Annotated in this window: 18 protein-coding genes and 1 other annotated feature (1 of these 19 only partly in view); of the genes, 1 reads left to right on the top strand and 17 read right to left on the bottom strand. The window is 36.0% G+C overall.

Annotated features, from left to right (window positions below; genetic code table 11):
• Window positions 1–159 (bottom strand) — a binding site (T-box leader); it reaches 70 nt to the left of the window's first position.
• A 31-nt stretch (window positions 160–190) separates the two neighbouring features.
• From ytxC to DPQ31_RS22890, 13 genes are all read right to left on the bottom strand, one after another.
• The gene (gene ytxC / locus DPQ31_RS22950; protein ID WP_000569632.1) at window positions 191–1,072 is read right to left on the bottom strand and encodes a putative sporulation protein YtxC; all 882 of its coding nucleotides are present in this window, start codon (window positions 1,070–1,072) and stop codon (window positions 191–193) included.
• Between the two features lie 277 nt (window positions 1,073–1,349).
• A complete protein-coding gene (gene dnaI / locus DPQ31_RS22945; protein ID WP_000400118.1) occupies window positions 1,350–2,288 on the bottom strand; it encodes a primosomal protein DnaI in 939 nt (312 codons plus the stop codon).
• A gap of 33 nt (window positions 2,289–2,321) precedes the next feature.
• A complete protein-coding gene (locus tag DPQ31_RS22940) occupies window positions 2,322–3,722 on the bottom strand; it encodes a replication initiation and membrane attachment family protein (RefSeq protein WP_001171837.1) in 1,401 nt (466 codons plus the stop codon).
• 292 nt (window positions 3,723–4,014) lie between these two features.
• A complete protein-coding gene (gene nrdR / locus DPQ31_RS22935) occupies window positions 4,015–4,476 on the bottom strand; it encodes a transcriptional regulator NrdR (protein ID WP_001203687.1) in 462 nt (153 codons plus the stop codon).
• Window positions 4,477–4,763: 287 nt separating this feature from the next.
• Entirely contained in the window at window positions 4,764–5,147 is a 384-nt protein-coding gene (speD, locus tag DPQ31_RS22930; protein ID WP_002003660.1) for an adenosylmethionine decarboxylase, read from the bottom strand.
• Window positions 5,148–5,535: 388 nt separating this feature from the next.
• Window positions 5,536–6,564: a glyceraldehyde-3-phosphate dehydrogenase gene (locus DPQ31_RS22925; protein WP_000198973.1), complete on the bottom strand. Its 1,029-nt coding sequence runs from the start codon at window positions 6,562–6,564 to the stop codon at window positions 5,536–5,538.
• Between the two features lie 109 nt (window positions 6,565–6,673).
• The gene (gene coaE, locus DPQ31_RS22920) at window positions 6,674–7,276 is read right to left on the bottom strand and encodes a dephospho-CoA kinase (protein WP_098911622.1); all 603 of its coding nucleotides are present in this window, start codon (window positions 7,274–7,276) and stop codon (window positions 6,674–6,676) included.
• Between the two features lie 54 nt (window positions 7,277–7,330).
• Complete coding sequence (ytaF, locus tag DPQ31_RS22915) at window positions 7,331–7,963, bottom strand: sporulation membrane protein YtaF (protein ID WP_000281731.1); 633 nt, start codon at window positions 7,961–7,963, stop codon at window positions 7,331–7,333.
• A gap of 72 nt (window positions 7,964–8,035) precedes the next feature.
• Complete coding sequence (gene mutM, locus DPQ31_RS22910; RefSeq protein WP_001114492.1) at window positions 8,036–8,866, bottom strand: DNA-formamidopyrimidine glycosylase; 831 nt, start codon at window positions 8,864–8,866, stop codon at window positions 8,036–8,038.
• A gap of 12 nt (window positions 8,867–8,878) precedes the next feature.
• Window positions 8,879–11,512 carry a DNA polymerase I gene (polA, locus tag DPQ31_RS22905; RefSeq protein ID WP_208731054.1) on the bottom strand — a complete coding sequence of 878 codons (2,634 nt, stop codon included), beginning with the start codon at window positions 11,510–11,512 and terminating at the stop codon, window positions 8,879–8,881.
• Window positions 11,513–11,796: 284 nt separating this feature from the next.
• Window positions 11,797–13,560 (bottom strand): sensory box histidine kinase PhoR, encoded by a 1,764-nt coding sequence (phoR, locus tag DPQ31_RS22900; RefSeq protein ID WP_001032136.1) that lies wholly within the window; start codon window positions 13,558–13,560, stop codon window positions 11,797–11,799.
• Entirely contained in the window at window positions 13,553–14,272 is a 720-nt protein-coding gene (gene phoP, locus DPQ31_RS22895) for a two-component system response regulator PhoP (RefSeq protein WP_001065218.1), read from the bottom strand. Before phoP ends, phoR begins: the two co-directional genes overlap by 8 nt.
• 159 nt (window positions 14,273–14,431) lie before the next feature.
• Window positions 14,432–14,668, bottom strand: coding sequence for a hypothetical protein (locus tag DPQ31_RS22890; RefSeq protein WP_001267376.1), 237 nt, complete (start codon window positions 14,666–14,668; stop codon window positions 14,432–14,434).
• 100 nt (window positions 14,669–14,768) lie between these two features.
• On the opposite strand from DPQ31_RS22890, the gene DPQ31_RS29425 reads away from it, so the two are divergent.
• A complete protein-coding gene (locus DPQ31_RS29425; protein ID WP_001241585.1) occupies window positions 14,769–14,900 on the top strand; it encodes a hypothetical protein in 132 nt (43 codons plus the stop codon).
• Window positions 14,901–14,956: 56 nt separating this feature from the next.
• On the opposite strand, the gene DPQ31_RS22885 is transcribed toward DPQ31_RS29425, so the two are convergent.
• From DPQ31_RS22885 to citZ, 4 genes are all read right to left on the bottom strand, one after another.
• Window positions 14,957–15,430 (bottom strand): MaoC family dehydratase, encoded by a 474-nt coding sequence (locus DPQ31_RS22885; protein WP_000914174.1) that lies wholly within the window; start codon window positions 15,428–15,430, stop codon window positions 14,957–14,959.
• 216 nt (window positions 15,431–15,646) lie between these two features.
• Window positions 15,647–16,585 carry a malate dehydrogenase gene (gene mdh, locus DPQ31_RS22880; protein ID WP_000153235.1) on the bottom strand — a complete coding sequence of 313 codons (939 nt, stop codon included), beginning with the start codon at window positions 16,583–16,585 and terminating at the stop codon, window positions 15,647–15,649.
• 19 nt (window positions 16,586–16,604) lie between these two features.
• Window positions 16,605–17,897: an NADP-dependent isocitrate dehydrogenase gene (gene icd / locus DPQ31_RS22875; RefSeq protein ID WP_000206907.1), complete on the bottom strand. Its 1,293-nt coding sequence runs from the start codon at window positions 17,895–17,897 to the stop codon at window positions 16,605–16,607.
• A 160-nt stretch (window positions 17,898–18,057) separates the two neighbouring features.
• Window positions 18,058–19,173: a citrate synthase gene (gene citZ / locus DPQ31_RS22870; protein WP_000216095.1), complete on the bottom strand. Its 1,116-nt coding sequence runs from the start codon at window positions 19,171–19,173 to the stop codon at window positions 18,058–18,060.
• Between the last annotated feature and the right edge of the window lie 214 nt (window positions 19,174–19,387).

Raw genomic sequence — 19,387 nt, 5'->3', positions numbered from 1 at the left:
CAACATAACGGTGTTGTCCGTTAGCAATTACTAAAAAAATCGTTCACTGCTAAAGTTTAGAGGTGGTAAGTAATAATCCCGTACTAGGAAGCTCACACCCTAAGGCTTCCCTCTCTGAAAATCGTAGAAAACTACTCATGTCCTCATCATGACATTTCAATATATTTCATTTATGTAGGTAATTATATGCTCAAAAACTTAGAAAATCAAGGGCGTTACCTTTATTTTTTAAATTTTTCACATTGCGTTCAAACTCATGTAATCCGTGTATTTGTATCCGTTCTTGAAATACGTTTCGCAAAGTAATTATCATATTATGGTCTTGTTCTTTCGTATACAAATAGATTTTTTTCGGTGAAATAGAAAGAAGTGGTGCAATTACTTTTGTATCAATATATACATCTTTTTGCTTTAGCAAATCTTCATCTATATATTGGACCAATTTCTCCTGTTTTAAACGTCTACCTTTATCATCATAGAAAATAAAACTTTCATCAAAAATAAGATGCATACAGGACAAACGTGACTTTCGATTACTAACTTGTTGCCGGAGCGTCTCAATGAACATTTGATATTCTTGTTCCATCTTATACTCATCAATTGCCACTTCAGTAAGCTTAGCTACCATTTCCCTATATGTACGAAGACGAAAACGAACATATGATGAAAACGAGAATGAGAGCGGATCACAAAGCCAATTATTTAAAGAAGACTTAATATACGATTCAAATGTGTAACGTGTTAACTCACGAGCAACCCCTTTTCTTCTTCCCTTTAAAACTTCTTGTGCTATATGCAATATTTGATGACACTCTTCTTGTTCTTCATAAAAAAACTTTTCTTTTAAAATTGTATAAATCCACTCATTTTGTTTCACATTCACAATGAAATATACCATGACTGGCAATAAAATCTTTTCAATATAGTGTGATTCACATACTGGTATGTGAATTACAACTTTTTGTTCCTGTAAATACACACTCGTTTCTTTATATAACACTTCCGCCCTTTTCAGTAGTTGTTTATATACGTACATAGCATCATTTTTTTCTTCGAAGCAAATTTCAATCACTTTTGTCCCCCCTTTTATCCCCGCTCTAAAGGATTGTATCTATACGTTACAAATCCTATAAGAGTTTGGCCCGTGGAAGTTCACTCTTAGTAGAATTGCATTTCCTTTCGTTAGAAAATCCACTCGATATGGCTTGCTAATTTTATATATATTAAGGGAGGGAGAAAAAAATGATACAAGCTACTATGAATTTTCAATAAGAACTGTTCGTTTTACAATTCGACTACGCTGAAAAGCATTCAAAACAAAAAAAAGAACAAGCTTCTCAGCTTGCTCTTTACTTATGACGGCGGTTTTTCCCACCGATTGTAATTGGTTTCGCTAAATATTTAATTCGTTCCATAATACGGGCCGCTTTCATTTCTTCTGCTTCACCGCGCTGTGTATACGTTAAGTGATGTTCCAACTGTTTGAAATCAAAATTAGACGTAAAGAACGTTGGTAAGTTTTCTAGCATACGGAATTGTAAGATTGCACCGAGTACATCGTCACGTACGAAACTAGACATCGCTTCCGCTCCGATATCATCTAACATTAAAACTTGTACCCGTTTAACCGCATCAATCTTTTCTCCAATTGAATTATCTTGAATCGAACTTTTAATTTCACGTAAAAATTCTGGGAAGTATACGAGCATGGAACTTATTTTCTTTCGAGCAAGCTCATTCGCAATCGCACCTAAAAGATATGTTTTCCCTACACCAAATTTACCGTAAAGATATAGCCCCTGTACTTTTTTACCCGGTTCATATGTGCTTAAAAATTCATTCGCTGCACCAATTGCATCAATACGTGCATTTAACTCTGAAGGGTCTAAATTTTCCATAGTCGCCTGTAAAATATCCGTTGGCATATATACACTTTGAACGAGTTTTTCATATTTTTTTCTCTCATCATATGCTACTTTTCTAATGCAACGATCGTATTGAATATCAATCATCTTACCTTGGATAACGAGCTTCGGCTCATATCCTTGCAGCATATTTTTACATGTCCCTAGATCCGGACAATCTGAACAACCTACACATTGTCCAATATATTCATATAACTTCACAAGACTGCGCTCAATCATAGAAGTTGTTACTTCGCCTTTATGCTCATCTATAAATTCTTTCACACGCGGATGTGCCATCACTTCCGCCTTTAATACTTCATATCTGTTTTTAAAATTTTCATTTTCCATTAATTTTGTAAATGAATTTTGAATATGCTCCATTTTCTCACCTCAAAGAGCGTTCATTCTCTTCTATTAATCACGCTTATATTTTTTCAACACTTCTTCTAGTCGTTTTCGTTCATCTTCTAACGTACTTGTATCTTTTTCCGCACCTACATCATTTTTCACAGTTTCTTTTTCTTTCGGCTCTTCTTTCAACCAATCTGGTACCATTTCTTTTCGTACTGTTTTCTTCGCTGTACGACCTTTTTTCTTCGTCTCAGCCCATTCTTGGTATTGACGGTTTTCTTCTTTTGCTAGCGCCATTGCTTCAGCTACTGTACCAACCTTTTTACGAGCCCAATGCCCAGCAATCTTCTCCACATACGTTTTCGCAAGCTTCATATCTGAGCGTAGCATAACGTAATAAATAAGTACATTCACAACTCCTGGCGTTAATTTTTGATTGATCATAACATCCTCAACAATTTGCAAGTCCGCTTTCGTCGCCTCTGCACCACCAGAAATCTCTTTCAATAGTTGTTTTGGTGAGATTTCTTCTAATTGTTTTATAAGCATCTCTTCTTGCGATGAAGGCTCTTTCTCTTTCATCGTACGTGCAGCGTGTGGCTGTACTCTTTCACTTAATATTGGTAACGCTTGACCATTTTCGAATTGGTACCAATCGCGCGCTCCTTTTCTAAGCCTTTCCATATCAATTGTTTGCATCTCTGTCACCGCACCAAGAACGATATTTTGCATCGATAACACATCCACACCATACACGTAAGCAAGTGTAATGACACATTCTCGCACTTGATCTGTAATCGCCTTTTTAGGAACAAGAGCGGACAATCCGTCTACAAATAAGGAGAAATCAAAGAAATCGTTCCAAACTTTAGGAGCATCTCCCTTTTCATTATTTGGCATCATTGTCGCTTTTGGAATACGGAGTTCTTCTTGCGCATGCTCAAGCTGTCCTGGATTAAACGAATCAAACACCTCATTAAAAGAACGTGTAATATTTTCATAAGAAGCAAAATCAAATTCTTCTTCTAAGAAATATTGTTTTACTTGATTATATTTTGTCCGACTCAATCGATTGTATAAAAAGATACTTAAAACAATATCATCAAAAAACTGCTTTGGAGATAAAGGTGGTTGCAATTCGTATATAAACATTCGAATATCTTTTTCTTTCTTAATATATACCTTTAAAAGCCCAATTGCCTCTAGCTTTACTCGTTCCTCATATATTTCGGGAAGTTGCATTTGCATGGTCACCATAAGGGAATGATGTGTATTCTCTTTTCCAAATACACGATCTTGCTCTAACGCCCCCCATAGCGTCATGTACAAGCTAAAAGCTCTACTACCTATTAACGGCTGATACAACATCGTTAACACTTTTCGGTCGTAATTATGTAGTAGTCCTTTCGTACTTACTTTATAACGATCAATCGGCAATAGCTCCATCCATGACTGTTTTTGCATTCTTGCTTTTCCTTTCTCTCATCCAATCTATCCTCTAATTCATTCGTTCTATCTTCATTATATATTTTATCCCGCTATTTGCGGGCAGTAAGACTCCCACATCAAAATTCGGCGAATGCACGAAAGTTTGGTAGGAGATACCTTCCCGTAAATGCCCGATTGGTGAAGGCTAATACTCATTTTGGAATGAACAAAATTCCCAATGATTATTAGCGAAAAAGAGCTATTAGCTTACGCTTCTAGCTCTCTTACCTCATTACTTACAGTATGTAAAGAGAATTGAATACAGCTTCTATTCTCTTTCTTTTTGCAGTATATCTTTTAATTCTTCAATAAATACATTTAAATCTTTAAATTGACGATATACAGAAGCAAAGCGTACGTAAGCAACATCATCGATATCACGAAGTTCTTCCATAACAATTTCACCAATCATATCACTTTTCACTTCTGATATACCTAAATTACGAAGTTCACGTTCCACACTTTGTGTTACTTCCTCTAATTGTCTTAAAGATACTGGTCTTTTCTCACATGCTTTAATTAAACCGCGTAAAATCTTTTCTTTATTAAACTCTTCTCGTGTGCCTTCTTTTTTAACAACGATAAGAGGTGACTCTTCTACTCTTTCAAATGTCGTAAAGCGACTTAAACAACTTTCACACTCTCTCCTTCTTCGAATAGAGCGCCCTTCGTCTACCGGACGCGAATCTAACACTCTTGTGCCATTATGAGAACAGGATGGACAACGCAATTCATTCACTCCCTTACAATTTAATTTTTATTTTTCTCTACTTCATTCACGTAAAAATATATATACAATATTATATAACTCATTCTAATGCTCTTACCACTCTAAGTTTAAATACATGATTTCATCATCTATTTTCCCAACAAAATAAGATGGTAGATGTAGCACTAACTTATGTGTGAGCGCTCCATTTAACTAACTAATGAACACGTTATGTTTTTCCTTTTTTATAAACTAAAAAAGAGGTGCATTATACACCTCTTTACATTTTAAATCAATTATGTTCTTTTTTAAAGAGCTTTTGTTTCTCTCTGCTTAATTTCGAAGCTACCAGTGCCTCGAGGAAGCTCGATGCTCTCACGCGTTTTCGCGTTTAAACCTTCTGCAATATATTCTGCAGCAACATTTGGATCAATACGATCCCCACAAGTATAAACATCAATACTTGCGTAACCGTGCTCCGGAAAGCTATGAATTGTTAAATGTGATTCCGAGATAATTACTACTCCACTTACACCTTGTGGTGCAAATTTATGGAAAGCAACCTCACGCACTTCAGCACCAGCTCTTAGTGCTGCATCCACAAATAATTGTTCAATATACGGCATGTCATTAAGCTTGTCGAAATCGCAATCCCAAAGTTCAGCGATCACGTGACGACCCATCGTATCCATAGTATCCATTCTACAGTTCCCCCTTGTAAATTTATTCTAACTGTTCGAATTGAAAACTAATTTGCAATTTGGCTTGCTCCACTACCACGGGGGAAAGTTAGTCCAGAGAGGTCCTAACCCTTTAAGTAGTGACTACGTACCTCAGCTCTTAAGTTTACGAGTGTTAGTATACTTTGTTTATTTTCATTTTGCAACAACAGTTTTTTCGATTTTCTGTCATATTTTCCTCTTTACTTTTCCCTAAAAAAAAGAAATGATTCACAAATACAGTAATAACAACGCTTCGTGGTATGTCCACTTTCCAAAATATACTCATATAATTTTTTTCCTTTTCAGAAAAAAATAAAAAAAGAGAGGGCAATATTCACTTGCCCTCTCCCTTATTCACTTAAATATGTTGCACATTTTTTTGTTTCGCTAATTCGTCAACAACTAACGTTACAAGATCTACAACACGACGAGAGTAGCCCCACTCGTTATCATACCAAGCAAGTACTTTTACTTTACGATCACCCATTACCATTGTAGATAAGCCATCAATAATAGCTGAGTGTGTATTTGTATTAAAGTCAATAGATACTAAAGGCTCTTCGCTAAATTCTACAATACCTTTTAACGCACCGTTTGCAACCGTTTTGAATGCATCGTTAATAGCTTCAACTGTCACATCACGTTTTACATCTACTACTAAGTCAACAAGAGACACGTTTGGTGTTGGTACACGAAGTGCCATACCATGAAGTTTTCCGTTTAAATGCGGAAGAACTTTTGCTAGCGCTTTCGCAGCACCTGTCGTTGTCGGAATGATTGATTGTCCGCAAGCACGTGCTCTTCTTAAATCTTTATGTGGGTTATCAATATTTTTTTGGTCATTTGTATAAGCGTGAACAGTCGTCATTAAACCGTTTTCAATTCCAAACTGCTCATCTAACACCTTCACAACAGGCGCTAAACAGTTTGTTGTACAAGATGCATTTGAAATAACGGTATGTTTTGTAATATCTAATTGGTCTTCGTTCACACCAACTACAATTGTTACATCTTCATTTTTACCAGGCGCTGTTAAAATAACTTTTTTCGCTCCAGCTTCAACGTGAAGAATTGCTTTTTCTTTTGAATTAAATTTACCAGTTGCTTCAATTACAACTTCAACACCTAGATCTGTCCAAGGCAATTCCTTTGGATCGCGGTTGTTTAAAAGGCGAATCATTTTCCCATCAACTAATAAGTGATCTTCAAATGCTTCTACTGTTCCGTCAAACTTGCCGTGAACTGTATCATATTTAATTAAATGTGCTAACGTTTCAGATGGATAGCTTGCATTGATTGCTACAATTTCGAATGCGCTTTCTTTTATTGCCTGACGAAATACCATTCTCCCAATACGTCCAAATCCATTAATTGCCACACGAGTCATAATATGTTATCCCCCTTGAATGCGTTATACTATTTATCTCCAATCCCAATAATAGTATAACACAAAAAGGGGATATGTCACTAAGCATTTTCATTAATTTCACAATTTTTTAGTCAATAATGTTCCATTTTATTAAAATTTCCTGTAATTGTGTTTTCGTTCCTATAATTGTGCCATCATTATTTATTACTTCATCCGCATGCTTCACTTTTTCTTCTAACGGCATTTGCGATTGTATACGTGCTTTTGCTTCTTCTTCCGAAAAATTATTTCGCTCCATTAAACGTTTTAATTGCGTATCAGGCGTGACAGCTACAACTAAAACGCGGTCAACGAGACTTGTTAATTTACTTTCAAACAAAAGAGGGATATCTAACACAACCGCTTGCATACTTTCTTTTATGTACATTTCCTTTTGTGCATTCATTTCCTCACGTACTGCAGGATGAACAATTTTATTTAACTGCAATCGTTTTTCTTCATTATAGAAAACAACATTTCCTAATTTCGGCCGATCCAGTTCTCCATCTTTTTGTAACACTTCCGTTCCAAATACTTCTACTATTTTGTTATATGCTGGTTTTCCTCGTTCTACAACTTCTCTTGCAATAACATCTGCGTCAATAACCGGTATACTTAGCCCACGAAACATTTCTGATACCGTACTTTTTCCGCTTGCAATTCCTCCCGTTAATCCAATTACCACTGTCATAATACTTCTCCTCCTCATAATAAAAGGCGCGAAACTAATGTTCCACGCCCATACTTACATTTTCCAAATTCCAATAATAATGAGTAATACCCCAGGCAGGAATGTAAATTTTTGTAACCATTTCATATTCGATAAAACTGTACCCAGCTTCATTCCAATAAACAAAAATAAAGAACTCATAACTGCAACTAATATTGCCATCATAGCGGGTGCATAACCTAATAAAGATGCACCAATTCCAGCACCAAACGAATCCACGGAAAGTGCGATACCAAGAAGTAGCGCTTCTCCTGCAGAAATAGTTCCCGATTTATCAAAATCTGCAACAGTCGGTTTCCGTAAAATTTGAATTACTAACCCAAGTGAAGCAATTTCTAGTTTCCAAACCTTCTCTTCTTGCTTCGGTTCTTCCTTTTTATCACTTCGAAAAAATTGATATAATACCCAAATCCCTATTCCAATAAGAACAAGCCCACCGATACGCGTTGCGATAACAGGTGAAAATATTTTCGCAATCATATGTCCAATTCCCATTGAAACAAGCATAACAGCCGCTGAACAGATTCCGATAATTATAATTGATCTTAGTGGAATTCTTACACTTCTCAAACCATATGTCAGCCCTACACTACAGCTATCTAAGCTTAATGTAAAAGCTAATAAAATAAGAGATAAATAAAGGTACATCGGTAAGCTCCTCCCTTATACATAGCTCTGCTGTATGTATATGACAAATGCCTATCCGATGTTATCTCTTTTCTATATTCTAGGCTGACAAATTGGGCAATAATGCGTCCCTCTTCCGCCAACAACTGTTTTTTCTAATATCGTGCCACAAGTTACACATGGTTCTCCCTTTTTCCCATATACATTTAAAAGTTCTTGGAATGAACCAATTTGCCCTTGCGAATTCATATACGTTCTAATTGTGCTTCCGCCTCGCTTCACTGCTTCGCCTAGCGTTGTAACAATTGCTTCGTAAATTCTTTCGATTTCTTCTTGCGTTAAAGATGCAGCTTCTCGCTCTGGATGGATATGAGAACGGAATAAAACTTCATCTACATATATATTTCCAAGCCCTACTAAAAGACGCTGATCTAATAATACGACTTTTATTTTACGATTTGTCTTTTGCAATTTTTCTTGTAAATACTGTGGTGTCAATTCAGCATCAAATGGCTCTGGACCTAAGTCAACAAGAGGCATTTGATTTAACTCTTCACCTTTTTTAAAGAGATGCATCGTACCAAACTTTCTCACATCTTTATAATGTAATTCAGTTCCATCTGTAAATAAGAAACGGACGTGCGTATGCTTATCAATTGGCTCATCCTCTTGATGCAGTAAAAACTTTCCTTCCATACGCAAATGTGAAACGATAACATAATTCGTTACATATAAAAGCAAAAACTTACCTCTTCGCTTTATCGTTTCAATTTTCTCGCCTCTGAGCATTTCTTTAAAGATTTCCGCATCATCTGGTCGTTTTACTATTTTTGGATACGTAACAATAACATCTTCAATCGTTTTTCCTGTTACAAGATTTTCGAGTGTCCGTCTGACGTTTTCAACCTCTGGTAATTCAGGCATTTCATCACTTCCTTATTTTGCGTCGTACCAAGTTGGACCGTAAGAATAATCAACTTTCAGTGGAACTGCGAGTTCAATTGCATGCTCCATTACTTCTGGTACAAGCTTCTCTAATTTTTCAATTTCTTCTTTTGGTGCTTCAAAGATTAATTCATCGTGTACTTGCAGAAGAAGACGCGCTTGTAATCCTTCTTCTTCTAAACGATCTGCCATAATAATCATAGCTATCTTTATAATATCTGCAGCACTACCTTGAATTGGTGTATTCATAGCTGTACGCTCAGCAAAGCTACGTAAATTGAAATTACGACTCGTAATTTCCGGAATGTAACGGCGACGATTTAATAAGGTAGCCACATACCCTTTTTGTTTCGCATCTTTTACGATGTCATCCATATATTCTTGTACACCAGGGAAACTTTCTAAATACTTTTCAATAAATTCCGCTGCTGCTTTTCTTGTAATTCCTAAGTTTTGTGAAAGACCGTAATCACTAATACCATACACAATTCCGAAGTTAACAGCTTTCGCTTGTCGTCTCATATTCGAAGTTACTTCATCTTTTCCAACACCGAATACGTCCATAGCTGTTTTCGTATGAATATCCATATCATGTTGGAACGCTTCAACTAGCCCTTTATCATTTGCAATATGAGCTAATACACGAAGTTCAATTTGTGAATAATCGGCCGCATACATAATCCATCCTTCTTCTGATGGAACAAATGCCTGACGAATCTTTCTTCCTTCTTCTAATCGAATCGGTATATTTTGCAAGTTCGGATCTGTTGAACTTAATCGACCTGTTTGTGTTAAAACTTGATTAAAGCGAGTATGAATTTTCGATGAATCATCATGTACAACTTTTAGTAAACCTTCAATGTAAGTTGAATTTAATTTCCCTAACTGACGATAATGTAAAATGTTTGGAATAATTTCATGATGATTCATAAGTTTATCTAGTACATCAGCTGACGTAGAATAACCTGTTTTCGTCTTTTTAATAACTGGTAAGTTTAAATTCTCAAACAGAATAACCCCAAGTTGCTTCGGTGAATTAATATTAAATTCTGTTCCCGCAAGCTTATAAATTTCCTGTTCCATTTCCTTTAATCTACCCGCAAGTTCTTCTCCCATATTACGAAGGCGCTCCGTATCAACTTTTACACCTTTTACTTCCATATCAGCTAGTACACGTGCAAGTGGTAATTCTAACTCTGTAAACAATTCATATTGTTCGTTCTTTTTTAATTCTTCCAAGAACGTTTGCTTTACATCATATAATACATGCACTTTTCGAGCTACATGCTCCGCTACTACTTCTAGCTCTGGAACAGCACGCTTCGCACCTTTTCCATAAAATTCTTCATCCGATTTCACGGCATGCGTTTCTTTCATTTTCGCTACAGTACGGAAATCTTTATCCGTATCAGCTGGATCAAGTAAATAAGCAGCAATTAATAAATCAAAGTCGATTCCTTGAATATCTATACCCTTCCATTTGAGTGCAACGATAGCTCGCTTCGCATCAAATGTATGCTTTCTCATTTCTCCATTTGCAAGCCATGCTTTGAAAGCCTCGGATGCAAGAGCTATGTCCGTCTGAATAAAGTAGCAACCATTTTCATTTTGAATACCAAAACCTTGAATGTCCGCTTTATGATAGTTATCTTCTTGTACTTCTACAATAAGTGCACTATCTTGCTGAAGTATTTCTTCTGTAACTTCTTCCACAATATCAAATGTAATATCATCTAATTCAGCTGGAGCTGTTTCTTCTGGCGTAACACCTAATTTATTCAAAAGAGATGTAAATCCTAAATTCTCGAACATTGGAATCACATCACTTGCTTCATATCCTTTATACTCCATATCATCCACATGCACTGTAATCGGCGCATCTGTAATAATAGTTGCAAGATCTTTACTCATAAGAGCTTGTTCTTTATTCGCTTCTAGTTTTTCTTTTAATTTCTTCCCGCTTACTTGATCGATATTTTCATACACTGCTTCAACCGTTTCAAATTGCGTTAACAATTTAATTGCAGTTTTTTCACCAACTCCTGGTACACCCGGAATATTATCTGACTGGTCCCCCATTAAACCTTTCATATCGATAATTTGCTTTGGTGATAAACTGTATTTCTCAAATAAAGCTTCTTTCGTATATTCATCTACTTCTGTAATCCCTTTTCGAGGTATACATACAAGCGTATTATCAGAAACAAGTTGAAGTAAATCTTTATCTCCTGAAATAACCTTAACATGAAACCCTTGCTCACTCGCTTCTTTCGCTAACGTCCCCATAATGTCATCCGCTTCATAATTTTCTAGTTCATAACGCGGTACATTAAATGCATCAAGCATCTCACGAATAAACGGGAATTGTTCTGATAACTCAGGTGGAGTCTTTTGACGTCCTCCTTTATACTCGCTATACGTTTTATGACGGAATGTCGTTTTTCCTGCATCAAACGCAACAAGCATATGCGTTGGCTTTTCTTCCTCTAATATTCTCATTAACATCATTGTAAAACCGTAAATTGCGTTCGTATGTATACCTTTGTCGTTATTTAAAAGCGGTAGTGCAAAGAAAGCACGATACGCGATATTATTACCATCTACTAATACGACTTTTTTTTCCACAATAGAAACCTCCCCATACAAATTTGAAACGATTTTCACATAGAAAAAAAAACCGTTCCTTTCCTCTCTCTATATTAACATGACTAATAGAGAGAAGAAAAATAACGGTTTTTTTCTTTCATATATATCAAACTTATATTGGCATAAAGGGAAGTGACGAGAACAGCATAACTATTCTCGTCCAAAATTACTCCTTGGATGAAGGGGTTTTCATGTATTATATTAACAGAGCTTTATTAATATTTAATTAAGCCATTGTTAATATATTGTAAATATCCTTCATCCTATTTTTCAGTTGCCGATTTCGGTAAAACAACTGTAAATGTTGTCCCTTCCCCAACTTCACTATCCACAGTAATTGTACCGTGATGTGCCTCAACTAAATGCTTTACAATCGATAATCCAAGACCTGTACCACCAGTATTTCTACTTCTCGCCTTATCCACTCGGTAAAAACGTTCAAAAATACGTGGGATTTCATCTTTACTAATACCAATTCCAGTATCAGATACTTTTATATAAGCATTGTATTTATCTTCTGCTAATTCAACAGAAACAACGCCTCCAGCCGGTGTATATACGATTGCATTATTAATTAAATTAATAAAGATTTGTTTCAAACGACCAGGATCTCCAATGACAGAGACACGTTTTAATACATTCACTTGTAAAGAGATTTCTTTTTCGCCTGCTTTATTGTCAAGCACCATATGAATATCTTCAAGAAGTCCCTTCATATCAACGGTTTCCATATTTAATTTAAACCCTTGTTGCTCAATCTTTGACAAATCTAATAAATCTTCAATTAACCCCTGCATGCGTTCACTTTCTTTTAAAATAATGTGTAAGAAATGTTCGCAGAATTTCTTATTATCCATCGCTCCATCCAAGAGCGTTTCTGAAAAACCTTTAATAGAAGTAATTGGCGTCTTTAGTTCATGAGAAACATTTGCTAAAAAGTCTTTTCTCATTTGTTCTAATCTCTTTAACTCTGTTATGTCATGGAATACGAGAACAATCCCTTTCCATTCATGGTTCGTCCCGATAATCGGCGCTCCATATACTTCGAAATGCTTTCGCTCAATTCCAAGTGGCAATAACATTTGTTTACGCACTTTCACTTCTGTCATAAAGATTTCTTCCACAAGCTCTATAATTTCTGTATGGTGGAACGATTCATAATATAAGCGATCTAAATATTCTTCATCTGTTACGTGGAAAGTCTCTTTATAAGAACGGTTTACAAGGTTTATATAACCGCGGCTATCAATTAAAATCATTCCACTTCCCATATTTTCGATTAACGTATGCAGACGATCTTGTTGCATTTCTTGTTCAAGTGTCATCTCTTGTAAATTACGAGCTAAAATATTAATCGCTTTACTCAGCATTCCTGTTTCATCCGAATGACTTTCATAAGCACGTGCTTTATAATTTCCCTTCGCTAATTCAATCGCCACTTTCGTAACTGATTCAATTGGCCTAATATATTGCCCTGTAATTTTCATACCTAAAAACACGACTACAAGACAAGCGATAACAAATCCAATAATTAATAATCCCCACGTTTTTTGATGAACATCTTTCAGAGGCTCAATTGTACTTTTCACCAAAATGTATCCTTGTTTCCCTGCTACATCTTGAACGAACACCGCATGATAAAATTCATTCTTCTGATCCGTTTCTTTCGTAATGACTTTATTTCTTTGTTTCGCTGTTTCGGCAGAAAGTTCTTTAATCATCTCTTGACTAAATGCAGAGTGTGGTCCTTTGCTATATTGAACTTTCTTTTTTTCATCCACAAATATAATAGAAGCTGGTATTTTTTCTTCTAACTTTTCAAATACATACGGCTTTTTTAAAACATCCTCAAAACCTTGTTCTTCTGCTAATACCGCAACATATCCTGTTTCTTTTACCATTCTCTCTTTCGCATGATCTATATAATAGTTTTCAAACACGGTTTCTAACAGTAAACCTAGTCCAACTAAAATAAACACAATAAGAGAAACAAATGTAAAAAGAAGCCTGGAACGAAATTTATTCATCCCCTTTTGGCTCCTCTAATTTATATCCTAAACCACGTATCGTTTTAATGTACGTCGGTTTTTTCGTATTTTTTTCAATTTTATCGCGCAAGTGGCTAATATGAACATCAACAATTCGTGTATCACCAGCAAAATCATAATTCCATACAGCACTTAATAATTGATCACGCGTCAACACGCGACTTTTATTTTTCGCAAGATAAACAAGTAGTTCAAATTCTTTTGGGGTTAATTCAAGCTTTCTTCCTTGGAAATAAGCCTCATAAAACTCCGGTAAAATTTTAAGGTCTGCAATTAGGATGCTATCTTCATCTGGCGCTTCTGCAACTTGCTCTTCTTGCTGTAATTTCGTACGACGCAAAATCGCCTTCACACGAGCAACAACTTCTCTTGGACTAAATGGCTTCGTCATATAATCATCCGCCCCAAGTTCAAGACCTAGCACCTTATCAAATTCATCATCTTTTGCCGTTAACATTAAAATCGGCGTCATAACACGCTGCAATCGTAATTCTTTACAAACTTCCATACCATCCATTTTTGGAAGCATTAAATCTAATATAATTAAATCCGGACGTTCTGTTGTCGCTTTTTGAAGCGCCATTTCTCCGTCCATCGCTGTTATAACTTCAAAACCAGCTTGTTGTAAATTAAATTCAATTAAAGTTAAGATAAATTCCTCATCATCAACTACTAAAATACGATTGTTCATTCTTTTCCTCCAAGTTATAGACTTGAAACCTTCTTCATCCTAGTATTTTCCCCGTTATTCTCATCATACTAGAAAACAGGTCCCCCCTCAATATAATTGTCTATTCATGGATTCAGATTATGCTCTCGTTATCTCTAAAAACAATTACACTCGGCTCAATTAACGTGTTACTATCCACACTTTATACAATTCTATATTCTCATTACATTCTACTTCCGTATGAACATTGAATTCTCGATTTTGTGCTAAGAAAAAAGATAGAACATACGCTATTTTATAGTCCGGTGTTTCATATCCATCAAATACTCTTCCGTACATTTCATTCGCGATCCCGTCTGCCCACACTTCAGCTTCTCTTATCGTTTCAAAAATAACGTCTTCCCTTTTCCATCTCACTTAAAAAATCCCTCCTTCAATTGACTTCAGTTATTAAAGTATGTGATAATTTAATATAATAATTAATATATATCAATATTAATTATATGGAGGTTCTATTATGCGACTAGTACTACCTATTCTAACTTTAGTAGTAACATGTATTCTTACTTTTAACGCTCCAAGCTGGGATACGATTAAAACGGGTTGTTCAGATTTCGCTGAAGGATTCGCTGAAGGATTCTTCAACTAAAAATAGCGCTAGCTCCCTTATTAAAGGTATGCTAGCGCTATTCATATTTTCATGTTTTAAAAATTATCTAATGCTTTTTCCATAATGGAAACAGATTTAAAAGGTGGCGTTACCGTTAATGAACCTTTAACAACCGTTTCTCCTTTTTCATCATGAGCAGATACAAGCATATCAATTGTATGTGCCTCCTCAGAAACAGCCACAACTTCAAAGTGGATTTGTAACGTTTCATAATGGTGAACATGCTTCACGAACGTAAGGTCCTTCCTAATAATATGACTACCTGGACCTGGTAAATATTTCGTAACCGCCGTTGTAATCATTCCCGTTAGCATAATGCTTGGTACAATCGGCTTTTCATACGGAGTTTGGGATGCGTAATCATGCTGAATATATAATGGATTGGCATCATTCGTTAGCCCTAAATACAATAACAAATCTTTATCCTCAATTTTTTCAGTGATAGATAGTTTCTCTCCTACTGTAATTTCATCCATTTTACGACCAATTTGAACTTTTTTCTTTAACATGTTACAACCCCCTCCGATTTTTTCACCTTATTATCCTACTAAAAGCGATACCTTATCCGAAATTTACTATGATGAGGGCAATGTATAGTATAAATCTACAGTTTCATTATAGGATACTACAAATGATAGCGTTTTCATATTATTTCAAAAAAACATTTCATTAAATAGTAGAAAAAGATTCGGGGCCCCGAATCTTTTTCCGCTTATATTTAATTATTAAACAAGAACTTTCATAACGTTACGTACAGATTCTACAGAGCGATCTAACGCTTCTTTTTCCTCTGCAAGAAGTTCTAATTCAATAATTTTTTCAATTCCGTTACCACCTAGAATTACTGGTACCCCTAAGTAAAGGTCACTATAACCATATTCACCTTCAAGATACGCAATAGCCGGTAATACACGGCGTTGATCTTTTAAGATTGCTTCTGTCATTTCAACTAAAGAAGCCGCTGGTGCGTAATATGCACTACCATTTCCTAATAAGCCTACAATCTCTCCGCCACCTTTACGTGTACGTTCTACAATTGCCTCTAAACGCTCTTTCGGAATTAACGTTTCTAACGGAATGCCACCCGCATAGGAATAACGTACAAGAGGTACCATGTCGTCACCGTGTCCACCAAGAACAAATCCTGTAATGTCTTTCACAGAAAGATTTAATTCTTGTGCAATGAATGTACGGAAACGAGCTGTATCTAATACGCCCGATTGGCCGATAACACGCTCTTTCGGGAATCCCGCTTCTTTAAATACAGAATATGTCATTGCATCAACTGGATTTGTTAACACAACAATAATTGCATTTGGTGAATGTTTTGCAATGTCGCGCGTAATACTTTTCATAATTTTAGAGTTCGTTGCTACTAAGTCATCACGGCTCATACCAGGCTTACGTGCAATACCTGCTGTAATAACGACAACGTCAGAATCAGCAGTATCTGCGTAATCAGATGTTCCAATAATGTTAGCATCAAAACCTTGTACTGGGCTCGCTTCTAACATATCTAACGCTTTCCCTTTTGTTGGATTTTCCAGTTGTGGAATGTCCACTAATACAACATCTGCAAGTTCTTTTTGTGCTAATAAGAATGCTGTTGTTGCTCCTGTAAATCCTGCACCGATGACTGAAACTTTCTTGCGTTTGATTGTCATAATTTACCCCCCACTTTAATTATGCGTTTTTGATTATCGCTACATCCATGTTTTTAATAAGCTCATTAGCAAATTCAGAACATTTCACTTCTGTTGCGCCTTCCATTAGACGAGCGAAGTCGTATGTTACTACTTTTGATGCAATTGTTTTCTCAACTGAATCAGTTACTAATTTCGCAGCTTCATTCCATCCTAAATGTTCTAGTAATAATACACCAGAAAGAAGAACAGAAGATGGGTTTACTTTGTCTAAACCTGCATATTTTGGAGCTGTACCATGTGTAGCTTCAAAGATAGCATGTCCAGTCACATAGTTAATGTTTGCACCAGGTGCAATACCAATTCCACCTACTTGTGCAGCAAGTGCATCAGAGATATAGTCACCATTTAAGTTCATTGTTGCAACAACATCGAACTCACGTGGACGAGTTAAAATTTGTTGTAAGAAGATATCTGCAATAGAATCTTTTACGATGATTTTTCCAGCCACTTCTGCGTCTGCCATCGCTTTATTCGCTGCATCTTTGCCATCTTTTTCAACGATGCGATCATATTCAGCCCAAGTAAATACTTTATCGCCAAATTCTTGTTCCGCAACTTCATAACCCCAGTTTTTGAAAGCACCTTCTGTAAATTTCATAATGTTTCCTTTATGAACTAATGTAACAGAAGAGCGTTTTTCGTTAATTGCATATTGAATTGCAGCACGAACAAGACGCTTTGTCCCTTCTTCTGAAATTGGTTTAATACCAATACCAGATGTTTCTGGGAAGCGGATTTTATTAACACCCATTGCTTCTTTTAAGAAAGCAAGAACTTTTTCTGCTTCTGGAGATCCTTGTGCATATTCAATTCCAGCATAGATGTCTTCTGTATTTTCACGGAAAATAACCATATCAGTATCTTCCGGACGTTTTACAGGTGAAGGAACACCTTCAAAATAACGAACTGGACGTAGACATACGTATAAATCTAATTCTTGACGAAGCGCTACGTTTAGAGAACGAATACCACCGCCAACTGGAGTTGTAAGTGGACCTTTAATTGCAATTAAATATTCACGGATTAAATTTAAAGTCTCTTCTGGTAACCACTCGCCTGTTTGGTTGAATGCTTTTTCCCCTGCAAGCACTTCTTTCCAAACGATTTTCTTCTCACCATCATAAGCTTTTTCTACTGCTGCTTCTAGTACGCGAGATGCAGCTTCCCAAATATCAGGACCAATTCCATCTCCTTCGATAAATGGAATAATCGGATTGTTTGGTACATTCATAACACCATTAGTTACAGTAATTTTTTCACCTGTCGTCAATGTGATAACCCCCATGTTTGAAATTTCATATGTATGAAACTGAGGGAATAACCCCTCAGTTCAAACCGTTAGTCAAATTAAAATATTCTAATCATTACATCTTCCCAAAAAAATCAGACTTTTGAAAGCGTATTTTTACTATCGAAATAGTGTTTTTCGCTTATCGTTGTGCAATTGGAACATATACTTGATGTGTTGGTCCATTATAATCAGCACGCGGACGGATTAAACGGTTGTTTTCATATTGTTCTAGAATATGAGCTAACCAGCCTGACATACGGCTAATTGCAAAAATAGGTGTAAATAAGTCATGGTCAATTCCTAAACAATGGTATACAGAAGCTGAATAGAAATCAACATTTGGTGGAAGACCTTTTTCTTTTGTTACAATGTCTTCAATTTTGATAGACATATTATACCATTTCTCTTCTCCTAAAAGCACGCATAATCTCTTAGACATCTCACGTAAATGTTTTGCACGTGGATCACCTTGCTCATACACACGATGACCAAAGCCCATGATTTTCACTTTATTTTGAAGAGCATTATGAATATATGATTCTACATTTTCTTCTTCGCCAATTTCAGTTAACATCTTCATTACATTTTCATTTGCCCCGCCGTGAAGAGGACCTTTTAACGCACCGATTGCTGCAGTAATACCAGAATATACATCTGAAAGTGTAGCTACGCAAACACGTGCAGTAAATGTAGAAGCGTTTAACTCATGATCTGCATGAAGTACAAGCGCCTTATCAAAAGCTTCAATTTCAACTTCATTTGGCTCACGATCATTTAACATGTACAAGAAGTTTGCAGCTAATGATAAATCTTTTCTCGGTTCAACAATATCTAAACCTTTACGGATTCTTGCATAAGCGGCAATTAAAGTTCCCACTTGAGCTTGTAATTTAACCGCTTTCAAATAATTGGACTTTTCATCCATAATTTCAGCGCTCTCATCGTATAATGATAGCATGGAAATTGCAGTTCGTAAAACAGACATAGGATGTGCGATCTTTAAATCTACTTGTTTCAAATATGTTAAAATTTCACCTGGCACTTTATAGTATTCTGATACAGTTTCATTAAATTCCGCTAGTTCTTGTTCGTTAGGAAGCTTACGGTGCCATAATAAGTACACTACTTCTTCAAATGTAGCATTCTCAGCTAAATCATCAATATTATACCCAACATAAGTTAATGTATCATCAATAATAGAGCTCACAGATGATGTTGTTGCTACTACCCCTTCTAAACCTCGAATAACAGTCATGACATTCTCTCCTTTTCCTGAAAAATTCTCCCAACCTTGCTCCTTATATCTATTTGCTCCCCTTATGAATTATGAACGCCCGTTCACTCTTTAGGCAAGCAAAATGCACGATCATGCACATTTGTTGCGATGTTCCCCTCTTAATGTCCATTGCTTACATGGAAAGCATGAGCGTGAATGTCTCCCCGAATCCTCACGCTCAGAACAACAAGTT

The organism is Bacillus sp. COPE52, from assembly GCF_003355115.1.
Lineage (GTDB): Bacteria > Bacillota > Bacilli > Bacillales > Bacillaceae_G > Bacillus_A > Bacillus_A toyonensis.
This window is presented reverse-complemented; position numbering and strand designations above follow the sequence as displayed.

Bases quoted from the DNA above. Each gene is read 5' to 3' on its own strand.
- mdh (WP_000153235.1), bottom strand. From the start codon at position 16,585: ATGACAATCAAACGCAAGAAAGTTTCAGTCATCGGTGCAGGATTTACA.
- DPQ31_RS22940 (WP_001171837.1), bottom strand. From the start codon at position 3,722: ATGCAAAAACAGTCATGGATGGAGCTATTGCCGATTGATCGTTATAAA.
- DPQ31_RS22885 (WP_000914174.1), bottom strand. From the start codon at position 15,430: ATGTTAAAGAAAAAAGTTCAAATTGGTCGTAAAATGGATGAAATTACA.
- coaE (WP_098911622.1), bottom strand. From the start codon at position 7,276: ATGACAGTGGTAATTGGATTAACGGGAGGAATTGCAAGCGGAAAAAGT.
- speD (WP_002003660.1), bottom strand. From the start codon at position 5,147: ATGGATACGATGGGTCGTCACGTGATCGCTGAACTTTGGGATTGCGAT.
- DPQ31_RS29425 (WP_001241585.1), top strand. From the start codon at position 14,769: ATGCGACTAGTACTACCTATTCTAACTTTAGTAGTAACATGTATTCTT.
- citZ (WP_000216095.1), bottom strand. From the start codon at position 19,173: ATGACTGTTATTCGAGGTTTAGAAGGGGTAGTAGCAACAACATCATCT.
- phoR (WP_001032136.1), bottom strand. From the start codon at position 13,560: ATGAATAAATTTCGTTCCAGGCTTCTTTTTACATTTGTTTCTCTTATT.
- dnaI (WP_000400118.1), bottom strand. From the start codon at position 2,288: ATGGAGCATATTCAAAATTCATTTACAAAATTAATGGAAAATGAAAAT.
- DPQ31_RS22925 (WP_000198973.1), bottom strand. From the start codon at position 6,564: ATGACTCGTGTGGCAATTAATGGATTTGGACGTATTGGGAGAATGGTA.
- ytaF (WP_000281731.1), bottom strand. From the start codon at position 7,963: ATGTACCTTTATTTATCTCTTATTTTATTAGCTTTTACATTAAGCTTA.
- phoP (WP_001065218.1), bottom strand. From the start codon at position 14,272: ATGAACAATCGTATTTTAGTAGTTGATGATGAGGAATTTATCTTAACT.
- mutM (WP_001114492.1), bottom strand. From the start codon at position 8,866: ATGCCTGAATTACCAGAGGTTGAAAACGTCAGACGGACACTCGAAAAT.